This window comes from Cytobacillus sp. QJM3NY_8 (assembly GCF_056173585.1).
Window position 1 is genome coordinate 2,500,563 of record NZ_CM149681.1, and the last position, 20,731, is coordinate 2,521,293.

The following is a 20,731-nucleotide window of genomic DNA, read 5'->3' on the forward strand; positions in this document are numbered from 1 at the left end:
ATAGCAGGCTTTTTAGTCATGGTTGTTTTCCCCATCTTTTAATTAGAAGTTCAACTTCTTCATGATGTTCAATTCCTTCACCAGAAGGTGTTTCCAGAATTAATGGCAATCTTTGAAATGGTTCGGTATTGACAAGCTGATCAAATTGTTTCGCAGTAATATGACCTTTGTTAAATATATTGGCATGTCTGTCTTTACCTGAGCCTGCAGGATATTTGGAGTTATTTAAGTGAATGGCTTTAAGATGATTGAAATAGCCCAACTCTTCCCCTTTTTTAAGAAAATCATTTAGATTTTCTCCATTCCAGAGATTGCTGGCAAAGGCATGGCAAGTATCCAGACAAAAACCAATCTGATCCCGGTGTTCACACAGGCTCCGAACCTGAACAAGCTCCTCCATCGTTGTACCCATTGACCCGGGGTGGCCAGCAGTGTTTTCAAGCAGGATCAAGCAAGGGTCTTCCCAGTGAGAGAGGATTTGATTAAGCATCTCGATCATTAAATGATATCCTGCAAGCGGATCCTTTTTGTTGATTGGGTTTCCGAAATGTACAACCACTCCTGCCGAGCCACAGGCACTGGCAATTTCCAGATCATTCAGCAAAGACTTAATCGTCAGCTCTTGCTTCTCCGGCTGCGGTGTGAGGCTGGTTGGATATGGAGTATGTGCAATCGAAAAGATTTCATGCTCTTTGCAAAACGCCCTGCAAAGAGCTGCATCCTCCCGATTAAAATCCTTTACACTCAAGCTTCTTGGATTCTTCGGAAAGTACTGAAAGGCAGAAGCATTCATGGCCTTTGCAGCTTTTGCAGCTCCTAAATATCCTTCCCTTATGCTTACGTGACAGCCAAATAACATCCTGATCCCATCCATTCATTACCTTCTATAATAATTATATCTTCTCCTTGAACGTGAAGAATGACATTCATCACAGATTTGATATTCGTGTTCCCAGGGCAGTTTTTTGCCGCACTTTCTGCATTTTCTTGAGAGCTCTTTTATATCGGTTTTTAGTCTTTCGTGAACATGATCGCTGATTTCTTCCCTTAATCTTTCCCAATATAACGCTTCTGTTCTCTGCTCAAGACGATACAGGAACAGCAAATGCAGGCCTATTGCTTTATAAGTCAATTCCAGCTCTTCCAGATTACGGTTCTTAATTCTGGGCTCTGGAAGCTCCTCGCCATCAATAATGGCATACATGGTCTCTTCCCATTGACGGACAAGATCATGTTCTTTTTTTGAGAATGGCAGATGGAGAAAACCATACAGGTCCATTAGTCCAAGCTTTGCTTCAATTTCTGTTCCGCGTATCCTTTCATATAGGTCTCTCTCCTCTGTTAATGCCGCTTTTTTGGTTCCTCTGGGGCTCTCAAACTTATCCCAAAGCTCAAAGAATGATCCGAGATCGCGGTAATACCTTTGGAATCTTTCAAATACTGTATTTGTTGGGGCTATGGCAAAGCTGTGGACCGGGGCATCCTCCATTTCAAGCAAGGCCTTCATTCTTTTGATATCTTTTGTAAAAGCAACTTTTCCAATGTTATAAAGCCCTTTTCGCCCTGCCCTTCCAGCAATTTGCTTAACCTCCTGTGAAGTAAGGGTTCTCCTTTTCGTTCCGTCAAACTTATCATTTTCCAAAAAAACAATTCTCCGGATAGGCAGGTTGAGTCCCATCCCAATGGCATCAGTGGATACGATGACGGAAGTTTCTCCCTTTGTAAAACGCTGGACTTGTTTTTTTCTGGTTTCAGGAGGCATCGCTCCATAAATCATGCTTACTGAGTGCCCTTCCTGCTGAAGCCTTGAGGCAGTTTCAAGCACTCTCTTTCTTGAAAAACAGATGAGTGCATCGCCTTTTCGTACATGACTGAATTTGAATTCCTTTGCTTCGACTTCAAGAGGTATATCCCGGCTGTATTCATTCAATTCAATATCTGCTTCGCCAAGAAGCTGGAGCATCATGCTTTTAGCGCTGCGGCTGCCAATGATATGGACTTCATTTGCATTTGCCTTGGTAATGGCTTTATACCAAGAGAAGCCTCTGTCCTTATCCGTGATCATTTGGGCTTCATCAATGACAATGACGTCGTAATAGTCCTTTTCGTAGAACATTTCAACCGTGCTGGAAAGATGCTCAGAACCGGCAACTGTCTTTTCCTCTTCACCGGTTTTCAAAGAACAGGGTATACCTTCGCGGTTCAGTTTATCATATACTTCCAGTGCCAACAGCCTTAAAGGTGCCAGATACATGCCGCTTTGGGCTGATTTCATTCCTTCAAGGGCATGATGTGTTTTCCCTGTATTGGTTTCACCAATATGAAGTACATACCTTTTGGCCCGTTCCACAGAGGGGCTGTATTCCTGCCCGAATATATATTCGAGCATGCGTTCCTCTTCTTCTTTCTTCCGCTGCTGCTCAGCCAATTCTTCTGCTATTTTTCTTTCTCTGTCAGCAATATCCTTCTTGAGCAGATCTTTATGGACTTCAGGGTCAAACGGTATATCCGCAAGCCTCAGCAGATCTTCAATATATTCCTCCTGAATGCTTTCAAAAAAGCTTTCATCAAGATCCTGAAGGGTATGGGCCATTAACTTCTTCACCGACTTACCGGTCAGCGGTTTCTGATAAGCGTCTTCATATTCCTCGAATAAATGATGCGGAAGGTTCTGCAGGACGAGCGATTGCAGAGAATCGGACAGATATCCTGATATATGGTTCTTATAGACATAGTAATAGGCTTCATATTCAAAGTAACCTTTACCTCCATACAATGCTTTATGGATATTTCCTGTCAGCTCATCAAGGAATTCCCCCATTACAGTATAATCACCTGCATCAAAGCTGCCTGTCTCTTCAAGCTTTTCCTCCAGAGCAAAGGTATCCGCTTTTTGATATCTTATCTTGTTTCTAAAATCGGAAACCAGCTGCTTTGAAGCCATATGTCTGACATGAAGATAAAGAAGGCTATAATCTCTTTCAATAATTTCATCAATATTCTTTTCAATATCTTCGCGGATTCGATACTTCTTTCGCTGAAGCCGCTCCTCTTCTGCTTTATGCAGATAATGAGCCCGTGCATTCTCATAGCGCCCAGCCCATGCTTCATTATTGTTTTCAAAGAGGTCATTAAGCCAGTCCAAACTGTTAAAAGGCTGATAATCCCTTATTTCAGTCCGGAATAAGTGATTGATTATTTTCCTGTCAACATTTTCGGTGTCGTACCCTTTTTCACTTAGATATTTCTTTTTTTCATGCTTGGATATTTTGGCAGTGATTTTATTCAGCCATACATTTACCCAGATTTGATCGATATAATGAAATCTTTCAGAAAGATATTCCTTATAGGAGGGCATCGACTCTTTACTGCCCAGATAGCGGTCGGCATCCTCCAGGATTTTTATTTTTGTATGCTCTGCAGCATTATTGTAAATCTGTTCAAGCTGATTCATGGTTCGTTCCCCTTTAAACATCACTAAACCGTAATGTAATGATTATGACTTAGGTTATGTATGATATTGATAATTTAAGTAGTCTTCATTTTACCATCTTTTGAAAAAATATCATTGACATAAAACTTAAACCGGCATATAATTTATCTAGAATTAAAATATCTTGAATTCAAAACAAATGAATTCGAACTATTGGAGGAGAAAAATATGGCTAAAACAAAATGGGCAGTTGATCCTGCGCACAGCAGTGTGGATTTTTCTATCAAGCATATGATGATCGCAAACGTGAAAGGCAGCTTTAATAGCTTTGATGCAGAAATAACTGCAGATCCTGCAGATTTAACAACTGCTGATATTACATTCAATGTTTCACTTTCAAGTGTTGATACACGCAATGAAGATCGTGACAACCACCTGCGTTCTGCGGACTTCTTTGATGTTGAGAACCACCCGAAAATGACCTTTAAATCAACAAGCATTGTAAGCAAGGGTGATGATGAATATGATGTTACCGGCGATCTTACAATTCATGGTGCAACAAAAACAGAAACCTTCACTGTGACATATGAAGGATCAGGCAAAGATCCATGGGGTAATGAAAAAGTCGGCTTTACTGCTGCTGGAGCAATCAAACGAAGCGACTATGGCTTAACCTGGAATTCAGCCCTTGAAACAGGCGGAGTACTTGTTGGAGATAAAGTGAAAATTGACCTGCAGATACAGGCAGCAAAAGCAGAATAAGACAGAAAAAGGGCAGGTATACCGGCGAAATGGTAACCTGCCCTTTTTCTAAATAGTTAAGAATGTGCAAATTCTGAAGTTAGATAATTGTCTCGGCTCCCGGGTCTAAGCGTGTCTAGTTTCGGGCTTTTAAAAGCTTGAGGTCATAAGCCGATAGGCGGACGGCTTCAGCTTTTCTATACTGTTTATTGATCGGCTAATAACGTGGCAATTTTGTCTTCTATAACCTTACCTTGACCGCCATCAGTTAAGTTATTCAGAATAACAGAAAAGATAAGTTCTTCCCCGCTGGCCGTCTTAACATATCCTGATAATGAACTGACTGTTGAGATGGAACCTGTTTTTGCTTTGACATTTCCGTCGGCATTGGTGTTTTTCATGCGATTTCTAAGAGTTCCCCCCACCATCCGGTCTGTATTGCCGGCAATCGGCAATGAGTTCAAATAGGAGCTGAACCATTCTTCGTCCTGGACTTCGAAAAGAAGTTTTGAGATTTCATTTGCCGGAATTAAGTTTACATGTGAGATTCCGGAACCGTCCCGGAGCACGAGGGTTTCCTTATTCATTCCAAGGGCTTCTGCTTGTTCTTCTAATACCTCGAGCCCTTTTTCCCAGCTGCCTTCTCCTTTTACAGCTTTGCCCATTTCCTTGATTAATGTTTCCGCATGGCCGTTATTGCTTAATTTCATGAATGGTATGAGCAAATCTTTGATAGGCATGGATTTATGCTCAGCAAATAGTTTTGCGTCTTCTGGAGCAGTGCCAGCTTCAGTTTTCCCTTTGATTTTAATGCCTTGTTCAGCGAGAGAGCGCTTCAATAGATCCAACGCGTAGCCAGTAGGCTCCCATACAGCGATCCATTCCCTTGAACGGCTGCCTTCAACTGGAATTTCTCCTTCAATTGTAACTGTGTTCGTACCATGATCTCTTTCAATATGGATATCCTTCTTTTCGTCTTTAGAGACGGTTTTAGCCTTATTGACGATCTTTATGTAATCTGTTTCCGGCTCCATTTTTACAATCGGTTCCTGCCCGGCTTTTTCTCCGGGATAAACCTCTACAATTACTGTGCCAGCGTCATAGTCCTCGTTGGGGGAGGCTGTAAGTGCCGAGACTTGTCCGCCATAATACCATGATTCATCGCTCCATGATAGATCGGTGGAATAGCGTATATCATCATACCACGTGTCATCACCGATCAGGCTGCCATGAATAACTTTAATGCCTGCTTCTTTTACTTTAACGGCAAATGAATCAAAATCCTTCTTTAACAGGGTTGGGTCTCCTTTTCCTTTTAAGATCAAGTCACCTTGAAGTGTCTTTCCCTTTATTGAACCTGTATGAAGAAGTTCTGTTGTGAACTGATAATTTTCTCCCAATGTTTCTAGAGCCGCTGCTGCTGTCAGAAGCTTCATATTAGAAGCCGGTCTTAAACGTATATCCCCGATATGGTCGTATACCAGCTCGCCTGTATCTGCATTGCGGATACTGACTCCTGCAAGACCCCCCTGAAGAATTGGATCATTATTAAGCATTTGGTTTAACTGCTGTACAAGTTCGCTGCCTTCTTCCGTTGCTTGGACTTGAGGCGATTCAGGCTGAGCAAAAGGAACAAGTGCCAGCATAAATATCAGCAATAAACTGATATTTATTTTTACACTCTTTTTCATATGTATTAAACCACCTTCCATTTTTGTTTCTTAACCTTTTCTCCGTAGAAAGGTGTGTTCCCTTTATTTCCATAATGAGGAAAAAGAATCAATTTTTAATTTACTTAACTATTTTATTCTCCACTGCAGAAGTTATGAGGACTGGCTATTATTTCTTATTTTTTCTAAAATAAATATTATCCTCTAAGAAGATTTATTCTTAAAATGGTATTAGAAAATGGTATGATAAAAGCAGGTGAATTTTTTAAGGGGTGGAAAGTATGAGTGTACATAAAGCAATTTCAGAACATGTAGGAAAGCAGAATAAGATTATAACGAAATTTGCTGCCCTGGAACAGCAGCGCGAATACTATATTGAGCAAGCATTGGATCTATGCAGGCGAGGACTTCCTTTTTCTGCGGATAAGATAAATGAAGTAACTGCTGAAATCAATGAACTTTCTAAACAGGGAATTATACCTGCTAGAAAGTATGTAACAATTGAGATGATTGAGGAATATGCATCAAAGACAAAATAGGTACTTATGATCATAAAGAAGCGTGACTTCTAATTGAATGCACGCTTCTTTATATTTGCTGTGAGGATTCGTGGGCAAATTCCTGCAAATCAAGTCTTTTATTTATATTAAAATGTATCCCCTCATTTTCTAATAGTTCTCTCTGAATGTCATGCAAATCTCCGTCTTTAAACCCAATTTCCCCTTTCCCATTCACAACCCGATGCCACGGAAGCTGATGCTTTTCACTTTGGGTATGAAGGATCCGGACCACCTGTCTAGCTCCTCGGGGGCTCCCGGCCAGCCTTGCGATTTGCCCGTATGTCATGACTTTTCCTCTTGGGATGTTTTTAATGATTTTTATAACTTTTTCTGTGAATGGCTGCACATGATTGCTCCTTTTTTATCTTATATTATAAAACAAACCCGCCTGAGTTTGGTCAAGCCCCCATATAGTGGAGATATTAAAAAACCGGAGCTGTTTCCTTTTGGAAATGGCTCCCTTTCGGTTTTATTTTAGTTATTTCATTCTTTTTATTTACTTGACATGGAGCCTCGTCACGCATGATTCTCGCTCTAGGAAGCAGGTTTGTAACACAACTAGCTCCCCTATGACGGTATCATGCGTTGCTCCATATCAAGTAGTGCACTTTAAATAATTTGTGAGTTCCTTTTGAGGGACCCATTTCCTTATGCTATAAGATTCTGGCGACGATAATTTACTGGCGACTGTTTATTTAACCGCTTTTGTCTCCTTATATGATTGTAATGATGAATATATTGATGGATTTTTGCTTCTAATTCTTCAATATTTTGTACAGAATAGGGATGATAAGCTTCTGTTTTTAAATGGGAAAAGAAGCTTTCAATACAGGCATTATCGAATGGATTGCCTGGACGGGACATGCTTGGTTGAATATCATAGGATTCGAGCGTGTCTTGATAAAGTTTGGATGTGTATTGTGTTCCCCGGTCGCTATGGAGGATGACACCTTGCACATCCTTTTCTTTTTGAACAGCTTGGTATACAGTTTTTATTACGAACATCGTTTCACTATTATTCCTTGCCATTTCGTATGCAATAATCTCATTATTGTACAAATCCATTATGGCAGATAAGTGTAACTTTTCGTCCCCGATTGAAAAGGAAGTGATATCTGTAACCCACTTTTTATTAGGTTGGTCAACCGAAAAGTCTCTATTGATGATATTTGTTGTAATCGTTTCTGGTTCAGTGCGCTTATACTGATTATAGTTTGAAGATCTGTGTTTCTTCCGAATAATTGATTGAATTCCAAGTTCCTTGTAGAGTCGAAAGACTCTTTTATGATTGATTTGCATTCGGTATTCTTCCTGAAGTTCCATATGAACACGCCGATAACCCCATTGCTTATTGGATTTCTCATATAATTGCAGAATCAGCTGCTTCAATTCAACATCCCTATCAAAACGTATATACTTTTTGTATTTGTAGTATCCACTTACTGATACCCCAAGAAATTTACAAAGTTCCGCTACATTAAATTGTTCTCTTAAGAGATCAACTACCTGAAACTTTAATTTCTTCCCTCCCTCATCAAGATTTCCTGAAACTTTTTTAAAACAGAATTCTCCATTTCCAATTTCCGAATGTAACGCTCTTGATCTGTATACTCTTTCCTTCGACCCCTATTATCTAAATAAAATGCTTGTCCTTCTTTTTGATATTTCCTCCACCAAGTCTTTACAGTATTTCTGCTTGGGATATTTAGTTTGTCAGCTACCTGTTGTGCTGAAAAACCTTCTTCTTTTAACTGGATCGCTTCCGCTTTAATCTCCAAAGAATAACTTTGTAACCTTTGCCCTTTTTTGGCCATAAAAATCACCCCTTAAGTCAATGTTGCCCAACTGTGGGTTTTTCAACATCTACTATAAGGGGTGCAGTCTAGTTTCAGGCGGGCTCTCTTATTATCCTAACATTTTCTTAGCATGTTCCGGAAAATCAATAAATGGGTTGCGGTTTCCCTGGAGTTCTTGAATGGCAGCGTTTCTATGCTTTTCATATACAGTCACTGGATATTCTGCATGCCATCTCAGCAAAATCTGCATATCCATCTTTTCTTCGATTTTAATTACTTTTTTATATCTGACAGCAAAATAGAATACTGCTCTTGCGGCAATACCCTTTCCATATTCAGGCTCAAACTTTTCCTGTTCTGCCATTCCGCATCCGTTCCTGATACTCTCAGCCTCGAAATCCGGAGCATAGGTTTCAAAATCAAAGTAGGGGAAGTTGCTTCTCATACTGTTGCATGCCGGTTCACAGGCAAACAGGTGATGGAGATCCCCTCTCATTGGCTGCCTTTCCTCAAACCAGGATTGTGGAATGACATGTTCGGTATTAAAAATTACTCTTTCAATGCTGCTATAGCCGCTTTCCTGAATCGACTGCAGAAGCTTGAGATCCTGGTCAATGGCTTTATGCGGGTCCATCCCTTTCCCGGAATATAAACTTTTTAGCTTGAGATTTTCCTGCAGATCCACCCATGGATATACATACTGGTGGGGTGAGTAATCCAATTGCCGGTTATGGGTACGAACCACCAGAGTATGGATTTGTTCTGGGATGTCTTCTTTTTCTAAATCAAGGGTGATGTAGTAATCCTCCAGATTGATTTTATCCTTCTGAGCGTCGTAATAGGGTTCATTCTGAGCATTTTCAATATACTTTAACTGAGCCTCTGCCCATGCGGCTGAAATATTGTTCACTTTAATCATATAGCATTATGGACCATGGATTTGAATTTTTGGTCAAAGATCCCGGCTAAATGCTCAGGTACGGTTAAATAAACAAGACCGTTTCCTTCCAGTTTAGGCGAATTGCCTAATGGAACTGTCCTTCTGATTAATTGTGCATATAGTTCTGGTTCTGAAAGCTTTCTTTCAAATTGCTTGTTTGCTAAATCTTTGATTAGGGCCAGCGCACCTGAAACGTGTGGTGCTGCCATTGAAGTGCCGCTAAGCGTTGCGTATTTCCCGTTTAAGAAGGTAGATAATATCTCTTCACCAGGTGCCACCAAATCAATTTCATTATGTGAGTTTGTAAATTCGGAAGAATCCCTCTCAAGGTTTACAGCACCCACACTAATCACCTCATTGTAGCAGCCAGGATAAGCAAACTCGTCTGTAGAATCGTCCCCATCCCCTTCATTTCCTGCTGCGCAGACGACAAGGATATTCTTTTTAACAGCCGCTTTTATCGCATCATGCAGTTCAGGAACATCGGCTGGTCCGCCAAGTGACATGGAAATGATATCAGCATTTTGTTCGATGGCATAATGAATGCCATTGATGATCCATTCATATTGGCCGGAACCATCCTTATTTAAGACCTTCACAATAAGGAGATCTGCTTCAGGAGCTACCCCAATGACACCAGCATCGTTTTCATGCGCAGCGATAGTTCCAGCAACATGTGTGCCGTGGCCATTATAGTCTTTGAAAATATTTGGATCGCTGTTATCGTCATCTGTAAAATTCCGTCCTCCTGTTATTCGATCCTTCAGATCAGCATGGCTTAGGTCGCATCCGGTGTCCAAAACAGCAATTTTAATTCCTTTTCCTTTTGTTTCGTTCCACATTTTTGGCGCCTGTATTAAATCCACGCCTTTTGGAACTTCCATAACTTCCTCTTCCTGACGAATCACCTTAAAAGGAATAACACGAACATATTGCTCCATTTCTTTCCCTCCTTAAGAGATTAAATTGAAGCTGGTTCTTGCTGTTGAATCTATTTTAACAATTCTGAATATTAATTAACAGTACCGTTGGTAGGGGAAATTACTAGAATAATGTTTGTGAAAAAGGAAGAATGTGTGCTATTTGCCCTATGAAATGGCATTAGGCTGACCAGGCGGCAAACCATTCAAGTAACTGGTTTTATCTGAGAGTTTTTAATAGCTTCGGAATCTCCGCATAGATTTGAATGATTTCATCCATTTTCATTCGGACCAGCCCAGAAGAAGAAGGAGCAGCAAAATCAATCGTTCCGGGAACCACAGATTCCTCCTGTACTCCCCATGGCAGCTTCTTTTTGTGGCTGTATTCCTGATATACTCCTTTTCCAACAAAGCAAATGACCTTTGGCTTAAGTTCAATTACTTTTTTAATCAGTTCTTCTCTGCCTTCTTTATATTCTTCCTTTGTTATTTCGTCCGCTGCTTTAGTTGGCCTGGAAACAATATTTGTCATCCCATATCCCAGATCCAATAATTTATAGTCCTCCGCTGCGCTGTATCTTCTGGGAGTTAACCCCGATTCATGGAGAATTTTCCAAAACCGGTTATTAGGATTTGCAAAATGATGACCTGTTTCTCCTGAACGGATACTCGGATTGAAGCCGACAAAAAGCAAATCAAGATTTTCTTTTAAATGATCTTTTATAGGCTCCATATAATCATCCTTTCATTATTGGCAAGGTACTTTTATATTATATAAAATCACCTGGGTATAAAACAAAAAAGAGCCATTTCGGCTCTTTTTGCTAAACTATTTATCCTTCAAGAATTTCAACTTTCTCCATAACATCGCCATTTCTCATCGCTTTGACTGCTTCAATGCCTGAAGTTACTTTTCCAAAAACAGTGTGAACACCGTTTAGATGAGGCTGTGGCTCATGAACGATAAAGAACTGGCTTCCGCCTGTATCGCGGCCCGCGTGTGCCATAGATAGTGAACCTTCTTCATGCTTATGAGGGTTGCCTTCTGTTTCACATTTGATTGTATATCCAGGTCCGCCAGTTCCTGTTCCATTAGGGCAGCCTCCTTGGCTTACAAACCCAGGAATTACACGATGGAAAGACAAGCCATTATAAAAGCCTTCGTTCGCAAGCTTTTTGAAATTTTCAACTGTCCCTGGTGCCGCTTCAGGATATAGTTCAAATTCAACCTTTTCACCGTTTTTCATTAATATGTATCCTTTTTCTGCCATACTAATCATCTCCTTATGTAAAAATCAAATTAATAATACCATTAATCTCTCCAGGAATAAAATTAAAAGACGTTTTTTCACTGATTGAAAATAAATAACAAAGGGTAAAGTTAAAATAGCATAGCAGCATAAAAAGCAGAAATGTCTTATTGGAGGTTTATAGAATGAAAAAGTGGGCTTTTGTCTCAGATTTTGACGGAACAATATCAAAAAGAGACTTCTATTTGATTATGATGGATAAATATTTTCCGGAGGGGCGCAAGCTGATGCCCAAATGGAAGGCTGGGGAGATAAAGGATATCGACTTTTTGAATAAAGTCTTCACTTCCATCAATCAGGATGAAGAACAAATTATAAACGATATTTATTCAATAGAAATTGATGAATATGTACCTGACTTTATCAAAAAGGTTCAGCAGAACGGCGGAGATTTTTATATTTTGAGTGCTGGCACAGACTATTATATTTATCACCTATTAAAAAAATATGGAGTGGAACATGTAAAGGTTTTTTCGAATGAAGGGCATTATCATGAGAAGAATGTGCACATGAATATAGATGAGAATCATCAGCATTACTCTGAAAGATATGGCATTGATAAATCGAAGGTCATTCAGGACTTAAAGAAGGAATATGAAACTGTGTTTTTTATTGGGGACAGTGAACCGGATTCCCACCCGGCGGAGTATGCTGACATTACTTTTGCCAAAAATGGGCTTCAGGATCTTCTTCGGAAAAAAGACATAGCATTTGTGCCGGTAGAAGAATTTAGAGAAGTGGAAAATTATTTAAAGGAAAAAGGCATATTGCCAAATCCATAATCTTCACGCCAGGGCAAATCCGCTTTTATTGCCCTGGCATGTTTGTATGTACTTAACCAAATAGCTCCAAGAATAATATTAGGATAAATATGATAAATGCATAAAATGAGAGATGCAGAAATACAGTTGTTAATTTAAATTTGATTTCTTCCACATTAAATGACTGTTGTCTTCGAGTCCTTGCTCTCACTGCCGCAACACCATCCCTGGACATAATAATATTGATAATCGGATTATTTCTATCATAAATTATATTTCTTCATGAAATAGGCGCTTCCCTTCAAAAAATAACAGTTCATAAGTAACGGATTTCCTGGGGAAGCGCATAACATGACAGAAATTTAGGTTATTCTTCTTTTTTCTTAAGGTAATCATCAATCTTATTATCGAGTATTTCGAGGCTTTTCATAGCCCGCCCAAAATCGAGTTCACGATAATGATGCGCTCCTCCGGGTTCTTCATCTTTTTCATCTGCCAATTTGACTATGGATTGCAGCGGAGTTCTTACAACCTCACCGCCAGGCAGAAATGAATCCGTGTGAAAAAGGATGGCTAAGGCTATTTCTTTAGCTTTAATCGGGTTTTCTCCAAGCCTGATTAGGAGTTTGTGTGCCCGCTCAGCACCTTTAATGGCATGAATGTCATTCAGCCGGTAAAGGTCGTAATCCCACTTTCCATTTTTGTACCAGGTATAATGGCCAATGTCATGCATGAAACCTGCTTTAGCCGCGGAATCAACGTCCTCTCCGGATTCTTGTGCGAGCTGGAAAGCATGATAGGCAACTGCAATAGCATGAGCGATGCCGGAGCGTGTAATATATTTCTGTGCGATCCGATGCTGATATATGTCGGTTAGTTTTACATCTCTCATGTAATCCCCCTCCAATCAGGATTGAAATTTCTTATTGAGTTTTTTTTGCTTATTCATTACTTCATATGATTTTTCAATAATATCTGTTAAAACGTCGCCTTTATAAATCCTGCCGAGTTTCGTGTTTTCCTGATAATAATCAACAATTTCATCGAGCATATTTGAAGTCTCTCTTGTTATGCGGACGTTAAGCTGAATACGGGTTTCTCCACTCATTTGAATCCTCCTAGCCATTAATATCTGAAAGCTAGCAACGCGCTAGCATATGCTGTCGTTTTGTTAGTGTGTGCTATAAATATTTAGATTACACTGTTTTCCTGAATTATTCCAGTATAAAGTTTACTTGAAACACAAAAAGAGAGAATGGCTATTTTGGCCATTCTCTCTTTTCTTTTAATTGCTGAATTGATCCCATTTGTCTTTCAGGTATCTGCCGAATTCCTCAAGTTCCTGCTTGCCTTCGCTCAATTTTTCCTTCCAAATGGGAAGATCCTCCCTCAATTTGCCTTCAAATTTTTCCGCCTGTTCTTTAATGGTTTGTCCAATTTCCTCTGTTAATTCCTTTTTTTCCAGCTTTTCATTTACCGATTTAGTAGTAAATTCCTCTTCCTGCATATATGGCAGGCTTGATTCCATAATCGCTCTAAATACAGGTACTGCTGTTTCAGAGCTGCTTTTTGACAGATAATGTTCCCTGTCAGTCTGGTCATACCCCAGCCAAACGGCGCCAACCAAATTCGGCGTATAGCCAACAAACCACTGATCTTTCGTTCCGTTAATGTCTTTATATGGGAGCTGGGTTGATCCCGTTTTTCCGGCAATTTGAACTCCTTCTATCTTTGTTGCGCTTCCTGTACCCGTTTCAACCACATTTAACAGCATGGAAGTCATTTGATTCGATACTGTTTTTGTCGTAACCTTAACTGTTTCTTTGTCGCGTTCGGCAATGATGCTGCCTGTTGGGCCTACTATTTTCGTAATTAAATGGGCATCCTGCCGCTTTCCGCCATTTGGAAATGCAGCATATGCTTCTGCCATCTTTAAGGGTGAGACGCCTTTTCTCATCCCGCCTAAGGCAATCCCTAAATATTCATCTTCTTTTTCAAGCGGTATGCCGAACCTGTCAAGTGCATCCAGACCTTTATCAAGTCCAATTTCATTAAGGAGCCAAACCGCTGGGACATTGATAGAGTCTTCCACAGCTTTATACATGGACACTTCGCCCGCGTATTGTCCGGATGCATTAGCTGGTGTGTAATCTCCATATGTCACTTTTTCATCTTTAAGCATGGATGTTGGTGAGTAGCCTTCTTCAAGTGCTGGTGTGTAGACAGCTAGTGGCTTAAGTGTTGATCCAGGCTGGGCCTTGATGTGTGTGGCCCTGTTGAATCCTCTGAATACATGTTCACCTCTGCCTCCGACAAGCCCTCTGACACCCCCTGAAGCAGGATCAAGAAGGACAGCTCCACTCTGGACGATCTCTCCGTTCATTCCTGGAGGGAAGATTGAGTCCTTTTCATAAACATTTTCCAGGCTTGATTGCAGATTTTGATCCATTTCCGTATATATTTTGTATCCTCTAGTAAAGATTTCTTCCTGGGTTAATCCGTACTTATTTATAGCTTCATCCAGTACGGCATCAACATAGTAGGGGTATTTTCTTTCTTGCTTGCTTCGTGTCCCTTCCTTTAATTGGATCTTTTCATTTACAGCGTCCTTAAACTCTTCGGCTGAAATCATCTTGTGCTCTTTCATCTTTCCAAGTACAACATTTCTTCTTTTCATTGCCCGTTCGTAATGATTGTAAGGATCGAGCGCAGAAGGCGATTGGAGCAGCCCTGCAAGCAGTGCGCTTTCGCTTATGCTCAGTTCCTTTGGGGTTTTGCTGAAATATTTATTGGATGCTTGTTCGATTCCCCATGAACCGCTTCCGAAGTATACCTGATTTAAATACATTTGCAGGATTTCATCTTTTTTATAATTTTTTTCGATTTCTACGGCCAGAAACAGCTCTTCAGCTTTTCGCTTATACGTCTGTTCAGGGGAAAGCAAAGCATTTTTGGCCAGCTGCTGAGTAATCGTACTTCCCCCGCCCGTTATGCCACCAGCAAATAAATTGCCAAAAAATGCTCTGGCAATTCCTTTAATATCAAATCCGTTATGCTTATAAAAGCGTTCATCTTCAATCGCAATTACGGCATTGCCTACATGATCCGGCAATTCTTCAATATTTGCACCCTCTGCCCTATTCTCGGCAAGTCCTGCAGCAGCATCGCCATCTTTATCGTAAATAACAGTTGACTGCCTTAAACCTTCTTTTAAGGTCTCCACGTTTGCTGTAGCTGCCAGAAATGCAAAAAATAGAATGGTTAAAAGTATTATTGTTAGTGTTAAAAGAAGCAGGATTTGTGTCAGGTGTTTTTTTCGCCAAAACCCAGCAAAAGCTTCTTTGAAACGCTGAAATTTTTCCATGATGACTCCTTCTCTATTCTTTAAGTTCCATTATTATATCCCCTTATTATATATTAAACGAACAAACTCCATAAAAAGTTTCAACTTCAAAAGGAAGGGACGAACACTTTTGTTCATCCCTAAACACTATTCTATTCACTTTTCGTGTCCAGTGGTGTAATCTTTGCCTCGATTTCCTCCCGGCTGTCTTCAATATATGGGGGTAGTGCCAGCTTTTCTCCCAATTGCTCGAAAGGTTCATCTGCTTCGAATCCAGGTCCGTCTGTTGCCAGTTCAAAAAGAATACCGTTTGGTTCCCGGAAATATAAAGATTTGAAATAATACCTCTCCACAAAACCGGAGCTTGCAATCCGTAATTCTTTCAGTTTTCGTACCCAGTTTCTTAATTCATCTTCATTTTCCACCCGAAAAGCAACATGGTGGACACTTCCGCGGCCTGGACGCTGCTTGGGCAAGTCATGGCTTTCTTTAATATGAATTTCTGCCCCGTTTCCTCCTTCACCGGTTTCAAATACAACTACAGTATCTTCATCCAAAGAATATTCTCCTATTCTCCGATATTCCATTACTTCTGTAAGCAGATTTGCGGTGGGTCCGAGTTCAGAGACGGTGAGCATTACGGGTCCAAGCCCGATTATACCGTGGTTTGGAGGAACGGCAGCTCGATCCCATGGCTTCCCGCCTTTTACTCCTTTATTATTTTGATCGGAAATCAGGGCCAAACGCTGCCCTTCGAAATCTTCAAAGAACAGCATCTTCTTTCCGTTTGCTTCTCTTATTTCTCCATGTAAAACTTCTTGTTCTGATAGTCTCTTTTTCCAATAAAGAAGCGATTCATCAGATGGCACACGCAGAAATGTACAAGTTATACTGTCCGTCCCCCTGTAAGTGCGGCCAGCATTTTTGATTTCAAAAAACGTTAAGTCAGTGCCAGGGTTACCCCTTTCATCCGCATAAAATAAATGATACATCGTGGTATCATCCTGGTTTACTGTCTTCTTAACAAGCCGCATTCCAAGGATTCTGGTGAAAAATTCATAGTTCTTCTGAGCATTGGCTGTTATGGCAGAGACATGATGCTGGCCTTTTAATGGTTTCATATTCATATGATCACAACCCTAATCAATGTATTTTAGGTATATTTTGATTGAACAATGAAAGGAATGCAACGGAAGAGCACAAAAAACTCTTGTTTCTTTTATAGAATAATGCTATATTAGTAAAGCGATGAGCTAATTGCATAAGACGACTGACAAGCCTAACTGGCAATGCACTATGTGGAGTGCAGTCGGGTCGCCGCAATACGTATAAAAAGACGCCTCTCTGGGGCGTCTTTTTTATTTTAATTGAGATGTAAGATACGAGCATACAGCTGTTGATTGAAGCCTTGCAGCTACATATGGGGGCCGTGCGCTTTTATTGCTCTCTGCCGGCATGCCCAGCCACAAAATATGTCCGTCAATTATGACGCAGGGAAATGGAATGCCGTTTGGCAATATTTCATCAGGAGCAGCGGAAGGGATAGAATGCTCGGCAAGCATGGTAAGCTTCGTTTGCGGAGGCCTCCCTGAAAGTGCCTGACCCCACTCATTCCCCAGTTCCTTGCCATCAGGCAGGGAAATAATAATCTCCTTTTTAGCTTTAGAAATATCCTCAAACACTTTTTCCAGCTTTCTTGCATGCAGCCATTGGAGGCGTGGATGCTGATTTTTGATCCATCTGCCAATCTGATCAGGATGAATGGCCTGTCCATTGTGCAGCTGGTGGTCCGCCAGCTTCCGCCACGTTTTGTTTTTAAATACGTTGTTGTGTATAAATTCCAAATCGCAAATATGAATAAATTTCCCCTTGGTTCTAGTTATGGCAACATTCAATAATCTTTCGCTTTCTTTCCCGATTAATAGCATTCCAGCTCTCTCATGGGTCGGAGCATCTACAGAGTCAAAAATCATGACATCCCGTTCACTTCCCTGAAAACGGTGAACTGTTGCAGCGATAATATCAGCTGCAGACCTTTCCTGCTCGTATAGCTCACCCAGAAGCTGTTCCATTAATAATGCCTGTGCCCGATACGGGGTGACATAACCTATGGACCTGCTTCCTCCTGTATAAGCTTCATGTATTAACTGAAATCCCAGCAAAAGATCCCATAAATTGATTCTTGAATTCGAACTGCCATCTTTCATGCCATATTCACCTGATCCGGCTGTATTGAGCAGGATCGAGGCTTTGGCGGGAAAAGGTGTGCAGGCAGCGATATCAGCTCTTGCAGCCAAAACATCCGGATGGTCACCAACAAGAGAATGATAGATATGTTTATTCGAAAATGCTGAAATGTCCGGGTGCATACGGCGCTGCTCTTTTAATAGAAAAAGGTGCGGATGCAAGTGTCCATCCTTAACTGCGTCTGACACGCCAGAGTGATGAAAGATATCCTCCCTTAGCCATTTTTCGGACAATTTATGTCTTGATGCAGCAATAGGAGGAAGCTGTTTGAAATCCCCGCAAATGATGACTCTTTTGCCAAGTGAAGCTGCAAAGGCAGCCTGTGGAACATAAGCCATGCTGGCTTCATCGATGATGACTAAATCAAAATTTTTCTCGTAAATTGACGGATCACTTGCGGCTTTTGCCAGTGTTGTTCCAATAATAGAAGCATTTTTTACAAACTCTATTTCTTTTTGCCTGATCTTTTCAAGTACTCCAGATAGCTTCTTTTCTATTTCAATAAGATGGTCGGAATCTCTCTTGCTGAAGGATCGGGATAAATCCTGTTTAAGCAGGCGGCGTTCCTCAAATAGAGCAGCTTTTTGCTCCGAGAGATTTGTATGCTGCTTATTTAAAAGATATTCGGCTGTTAATGAATGATGATCGAATAGTGCTGGACCGACTTGTGACCCGTAACGAAGCAGATCTCCATCAGGAATTTTTCGTTTGCATGATGCAAAGGATGAAATTTCTGCCATTAGGACATCTATTGCCTGATTTGAGTGGGCCAGAATGAGAACACTTTGTCCTTTAAAGTATTTGTTAGCGGCCACACGTGCCAGTGTATAGGTTTTTCCTGTGCCTGGCGGTCCCCAGACATAAGTGGCTGGATTGTACTTAGAACGCAAAATCAATTCATGGGCACCAGTCTTTACCTTATCGGCAGGGTGCTTTGGTGGCATGGAAGGATTCATCAATTTTTTTATCCTATTTCTTTTTCTTTTACTGTCTTTTATGTCCTCTAAGCGCTGAAAAAGCTGATCCAATAGCTCCCAGGGATCATGAAGCAAATATGCTTCCGATAGCTCGATTCCAATATCCTCTTCTAATGCCACTATGACATTATTTCCTTCCGCAGATAGGACTCTTCCTTCCACTCTCTTTCTTCCCCATTCGATTTTTATGGACGATCCAGTTGGAATTTTAATGGCAGAAAGTGTATCAAAAAAATAGGTATATGCATCTGATTTTGAAAGCTGCCGTCCATTTATTATTAAGTAGCGGGAACTCCCATATTTTTTTAAATGTAAGATCTCAGCCTGGATGGCTTTTTGCCACTCTCTTATAAAGCCAAGTGTTGATGTCATTTTGTATCTTCCTTTGTTCACTATGGTATTCAATTAGACTAATATATCATTTACTTGGCGATATGCAAAAAAAAATAATGGAACCTGAATGATTCCATTAACATCAATAGGGTTAATTCCACAAAAGTATGAGATAATGTGTTAATAACACTTTATATGTGTAAAGAAAGAGGGATCAGTGTGAAGCGCAGAAATAAGTTTGAGCATAATGATATTGTTATTCTGATTGACACGGGAGAGAAAGTTACGATCAACAAAACCTGTTATGTGGCGAAAATGAAGAAATACACATATACGATTAAAGAAAAACCAAAAATGTTTTATTTTGAAGAAGAAATGAAGGAGCTTCTTTAAAAAGGGCTATAGAATAGTAAAATTTTTATCCGCAAATGCCCAGTTCTGAGGAAATCGCAAGCTTAATTGCCAGTATGTCATCCCTAAAAGATTATACTGGTCAATTAATTTATATTTTTCAGTAATGCTGCGGATATCTTCAAACCAGACCACATGTTCTTCTTCTCCGTTCCAATATCGGAACCATGGGGATGCTGCATAAGCATCGAATTGAATAACTGCTCCTCTGCTTAATGCTAAATTCTGAATGGCTTGCATGGAAAATGAGCGGGTTAGATTATCCGCAGTTCTCCAGTCATATCCATATAACGGCAAAGCTATTTGCAGTTTTTTCGGGTCAATCTGGGTGATCGAATATTGAATGACTTCTTCAACCCACCATAGTGGAGCGACGGGATTAGGAGGACCAGTGGGATAACCATAGTCCATGGTCATGACTGCAACAATATCGGCGCCCTCCCCAATTGCTTTATAATCATATGCCCCTATTATCCGGTTTGCCGGGAGATCTTCTGTCTTAGCATGTACATTGACATGAAGCACTTTTGGACCTAAGGCATTTTTTAATTCTCTAATGAATGAATTGAAATCCTGGCGCCTTGGCGGCGGGATAAATTCAAAATCCAGGCTGATGCCTCCATAACCTTTTTGAGTGACAAAATTCATCAGGCTTAAGATTAAGTTCCTCCTATTTGCCGGACTTTCAAGCACCCCGCCAATCAGTTCTGCATTAAATTCACCTTGTGCAAGATTTCTGATCATCAGCAGCGGAATGACATCCAGCCGGCGGCTTTCTGCCAATATGGCTGAATCGTCAAGTTCAATATATGCGTAACCTTCCCTTGTTAAAGAATAGGCAGAAATGGCGATGTAGGTTAAGTACTTTGCTGTTTCCCTGAAAGCGGGTAAAAAAGTATCAGGAGAATACGGGACTATGAACCCTAATGTTTTCATGACTAATCTGCTTGGTGATGGAATATTTAACTTCTGCCCGATATATAGACCCTCCGGCCTTATTTCCGGGTTTGCTGACAGGATAAGATTAATTGTAGTTTGAAAACGCTGGGAAATGCTCCATAATGTATCTCCCGGCTTTATCAGATAAGACCTGATAACTGGTCCGCTTTCAGGAATGTACAGCGCTAAACCAGGGATGATACCAGGTCCGTTCTCAAGGCCATTAGCCGTTCTTATATCCAGGGTAGGAACATTATACTTTTGAGAAATGGCCCAAAGGCTATCGCCTGCCTGAACGATATGAATCCCCATGATGCACCTCTTTTCACCTGCTTTTAATCAGTTTATGG

Annotated in this window: 20 protein-coding genes; 4 read left to right on the plus strand and 16 right to left on the minus strand. The window is 40.6% G+C overall.

Going from position 1 to position 20,731, the window contains the following annotated elements; all coding sequences use genetic code 11:
- Positions 1-16 precede the first annotated feature (16 nt).
- Entirely contained in the window at positions 17-874 is an 858-nt protein-coding gene (locus AC0VZ9_RS13015; RefSeq protein ID WP_071159125.1) for a deoxyribonuclease IV, read from the minus strand.
- Positions 875-877: 3 nt separating this feature from the next.
- Positions 878-3,454 carry a helicase-related protein gene (locus AC0VZ9_RS13020; RefSeq protein WP_475397466.1) on the minus strand — a complete coding sequence of 859 codons (2,577 nt, stop codon included), beginning with the start codon at positions 3,452-3,454 and terminating at the stop codon, positions 878-880.
- A 207-nt stretch (positions 3,455-3,661) separates the two neighbouring features.
- On the opposite strand from AC0VZ9_RS13020, the gene AC0VZ9_RS13025 reads away from it, so the two are divergent.
- Positions 3,662-4,195: a YceI family protein gene (locus AC0VZ9_RS13025; protein ID WP_009334615.1), complete on the plus strand. Its 534-nt coding sequence runs from the start codon at positions 3,662-3,664 to the stop codon at positions 4,193-4,195.
- Between the two features lie 185 nt (positions 4,196-4,380).
- Here AC0VZ9_RS13025 and dacB read toward each other — a convergent pair whose 3' ends face one another.
- Positions 4,381-5,865 carry a D-alanyl-D-alanine carboxypeptidase/D-alanyl-D-alanine endopeptidase gene (gene dacB / locus AC0VZ9_RS13030; protein WP_475397467.1) on the minus strand — a complete coding sequence of 495 codons (1,485 nt, stop codon included), beginning with the start codon at positions 5,863-5,865 and terminating at the stop codon, positions 4,381-4,383.
- A 260-nt stretch (positions 5,866-6,125) separates the two neighbouring features.
- On the opposite strand from dacB, the gene AC0VZ9_RS13035 reads away from it, so the two are divergent.
- Complete coding sequence (locus tag AC0VZ9_RS13035; RefSeq protein WP_009334613.1) at positions 6,126-6,383, plus strand: YpbS family protein; 258 nt, start codon at positions 6,126-6,128, stop codon at positions 6,381-6,383.
- A 49-nt stretch (positions 6,384-6,432) separates the two neighbouring features.
- Here the strand turns inward: AC0VZ9_RS13035 and AC0VZ9_RS13040 are convergent, their stop codons facing one another.
- From AC0VZ9_RS13040 to AC0VZ9_RS13070, 7 genes are all read right to left on the minus strand, one after another.
- The gene (locus AC0VZ9_RS13040; protein ID WP_019379938.1) at positions 6,433-6,750 is read right to left on the minus strand and encodes an MGMT family protein; all 318 of its coding nucleotides are present in this window, start codon (positions 6,748-6,750) and stop codon (positions 6,433-6,435) included.
- Between the two features lie 302 nt (positions 6,751-7,052).
- Complete coding sequence (locus AC0VZ9_RS13045) at positions 7,053-7,985, minus strand: IS3 family transposase (RefSeq protein ID WP_159871989.1); 933 nt, start codon at positions 7,983-7,985, stop codon at positions 7,053-7,055.
- Positions 7,919-8,218, minus strand: a complete 300-nt coding sequence (locus tag AC0VZ9_RS13050; RefSeq protein WP_159871984.1) for a helix-turn-helix domain-containing protein — start codon at positions 8,216-8,218, stop codon at positions 7,919-7,921. Before AC0VZ9_RS13050 ends, AC0VZ9_RS13045 begins: the two co-directional genes overlap by 67 nt.
- 91 nt (positions 8,219-8,309) lie before the next feature.
- Positions 8,310-9,119, minus strand: coding sequence for an endonuclease I family protein (locus AC0VZ9_RS13055; protein WP_475397468.1), 810 nt, complete (start codon positions 9,117-9,119; stop codon positions 8,310-8,312).
- Entirely contained in the window at positions 9,116-10,081 is a 966-nt protein-coding gene (locus AC0VZ9_RS13060) for a S8 family peptidase (RefSeq protein WP_009334610.1), read from the minus strand. The genes AC0VZ9_RS13055 and AC0VZ9_RS13060 overlap by 4 nt, the downstream gene beginning before the upstream one ends.
- Positions 10,082-10,280: 199 nt before the next feature.
- On the minus strand, positions 10,281-10,793 hold the full coding sequence (locus tag AC0VZ9_RS13065) for a mismatch-specific DNA-glycosylase (RefSeq protein WP_009334609.1): 513 nt from the start codon (positions 10,791-10,793) through the stop codon (positions 10,281-10,283).
- Between the two features lie 100 nt (positions 10,794-10,893).
- A complete protein-coding gene (locus AC0VZ9_RS13070; RefSeq protein WP_009334608.1) occupies positions 10,894-11,331 on the minus strand; it encodes a peptidylprolyl isomerase in 438 nt (145 codons plus the stop codon).
- Between the two features lie 164 nt (positions 11,332-11,495).
- On the opposite strand from AC0VZ9_RS13070, the gene AC0VZ9_RS13075 reads away from it, so the two are divergent.
- Positions 11,496-12,152, plus strand: a complete 657-nt coding sequence (locus AC0VZ9_RS13075; RefSeq protein WP_251175497.1) for an MtnX-like HAD-IB family phosphatase — start codon at positions 11,496-11,498, stop codon at positions 12,150-12,152.
- A gap of 346 nt (positions 12,153-12,498) precedes the next feature.
- Here AC0VZ9_RS13075 and AC0VZ9_RS13080 read toward each other — a convergent pair whose 3' ends face one another.
- The 5 genes from AC0VZ9_RS13080 to AC0VZ9_RS13100 form a co-directional block, all read right to left on the minus strand.
- Complete coding sequence (locus AC0VZ9_RS13080) at positions 12,499-13,023, minus strand: HD domain-containing protein (protein WP_009334606.1); 525 nt, start codon at positions 13,021-13,023, stop codon at positions 12,499-12,501.
- Between the two features lie 15 nt (positions 13,024-13,038).
- Positions 13,039-13,239 carry a hypothetical protein gene (locus tag AC0VZ9_RS13085; RefSeq protein ID WP_475397469.1) on the minus strand — a complete coding sequence of 67 codons (201 nt, stop codon included), beginning with the start codon at positions 13,237-13,239 and terminating at the stop codon, positions 13,039-13,041.
- A 177-nt stretch (positions 13,240-13,416) separates the two neighbouring features.
- Positions 13,417-15,495, minus strand: coding sequence for a transglycosylase domain-containing protein (locus tag AC0VZ9_RS13090; protein ID WP_475397470.1), 2,079 nt, complete (start codon positions 15,493-15,495; stop codon positions 13,417-13,419).
- 131 nt (positions 15,496-15,626) lie between these two features.
- Positions 15,627-16,601 (minus strand): ring-cleaving dioxygenase, encoded by a 975-nt coding sequence (locus AC0VZ9_RS13095; protein WP_019379884.1) that lies wholly within the window; start codon positions 16,599-16,601, stop codon positions 15,627-15,629.
- A gap of 231 nt (positions 16,602-16,832) precedes the next feature.
- Entirely contained in the window at positions 16,833-19,070 is a 2,238-nt protein-coding gene (locus AC0VZ9_RS13100; protein WP_475397471.1) for an AAA domain-containing protein, read from the minus strand.
- A 180-nt stretch (positions 19,071-19,250) separates the two neighbouring features.
- Between AC0VZ9_RS13100 and AC0VZ9_RS13105 the strand changes: the two genes are divergently transcribed.
- Positions 19,251-19,424, plus strand: a complete 174-nt coding sequence (locus tag AC0VZ9_RS13105) for a hypothetical protein (protein WP_019379882.1) — start codon at positions 19,251-19,253, stop codon at positions 19,422-19,424.
- 6 nt (positions 19,425-19,430) lie between these two features.
- On the opposite strand, the gene AC0VZ9_RS13110 is transcribed toward AC0VZ9_RS13105, so the two are convergent.
- Positions 19,431-20,693, minus strand: coding sequence for a glycoside hydrolase family 18 protein (locus AC0VZ9_RS13110; RefSeq protein WP_251157014.1), 1,263 nt, complete (start codon positions 20,691-20,693; stop codon positions 19,431-19,433).
- Positions 20,694-20,731: the final 38 nt, after the last annotated feature.

Bases quoted from the DNA above. Each gene is read 5' to 3' on its own strand.
- AC0VZ9_RS13015 (WP_071159125.1), bottom strand. From the start codon at position 874: ATGGATGGGATCAGGATGTTATTTGGCTGTCACGTAAGCATAAGGGAA.
- AC0VZ9_RS13020 (WP_475397466.1), bottom strand. From the start codon at position 3,454: ATGAATCAGCTTGAACAGATTTACAATAATGCTGCAGAGCATACAAAA.
- AC0VZ9_RS13025 (WP_009334615.1), top strand. From the start codon at position 3,662: ATGGCTAAAACAAAATGGGCAGTTGATCCTGCGCACAGCAGTGTGGAT.
- dacB (WP_475397467.1), bottom strand. From the start codon at position 5,865: ATGAAAAAGAGTGTAAAAATAAATATCAGTTTATTGCTGATATTTATG.
- AC0VZ9_RS13035 (WP_009334613.1), top strand. From the start codon at position 6,126: ATGAGTGTACATAAAGCAATTTCAGAACATGTAGGAAAGCAGAATAAG.
- AC0VZ9_RS13050 (WP_159871984.1), bottom strand. From the start codon at position 8,218: ATGGCCAAAAAAGGGCAAAGGTTACAAAGTTATTCTTTGGAGATTAAA.
- AC0VZ9_RS13055 (WP_475397468.1), bottom strand. From the start codon at position 9,119: ATGATTAAAGTGAACAATATTTCAGCCGCATGGGCAGAGGCTCAGTTA.
- AC0VZ9_RS13060 (WP_009334610.1), bottom strand. From the start codon at position 10,081: ATGGAGCAATATGTTCGTGTTATTCCTTTTAAGGTGATTCGTCAGGAA.
- AC0VZ9_RS13065 (WP_009334609.1), bottom strand. From the start codon at position 10,793: ATGGAGCCTATAAAAGATCATTTAAAAGAAAATCTTGATTTGCTTTTT.
- AC0VZ9_RS13070 (WP_009334608.1), bottom strand. From the start codon at position 11,331: ATGGCAGAAAAAGGATACATATTAATGAAAAACGGTGAAAAGGTTGAA.
- AC0VZ9_RS13075 (WP_251175497.1), top strand. From the start codon at position 11,496: ATGAAAAAGTGGGCTTTTGTCTCAGATTTTGACGGAACAATATCAAAA.
- AC0VZ9_RS13080 (WP_009334606.1), bottom strand. From the start codon at position 13,023: ATGAGAGATGTAAAACTAACCGACATATATCAGCATCGGATCGCACAG.
- AC0VZ9_RS13085 (WP_475397469.1), bottom strand. From the start codon at position 13,239: ATGAGTGGAGAAACCCGTATTCAGCTTAACGTCCGCATAACAAGAGAG.
- AC0VZ9_RS13090 (WP_475397470.1), bottom strand. From the start codon at position 15,495: ATGGAAAAATTTCAGCGTTTCAAAGAAGCTTTTGCTGGGTTTTGGCGA.
- AC0VZ9_RS13095 (WP_019379884.1), bottom strand. From the start codon at position 16,601: ATGAATATGAAACCATTAAAAGGCCAGCATCATGTCTCTGCCATAACA.
- AC0VZ9_RS13100 (WP_475397471.1), bottom strand. From the start codon at position 19,070: ATGACATCAACACTTGGCTTTATAAGAGAGTGGCAAAAAGCCATCCAG.
- AC0VZ9_RS13110 (WP_251157014.1), bottom strand. From the start codon at position 20,693: ATGGGGATTCATATCGTTCAGGCAGGCGATAGCCTTTGGGCCATTTCT.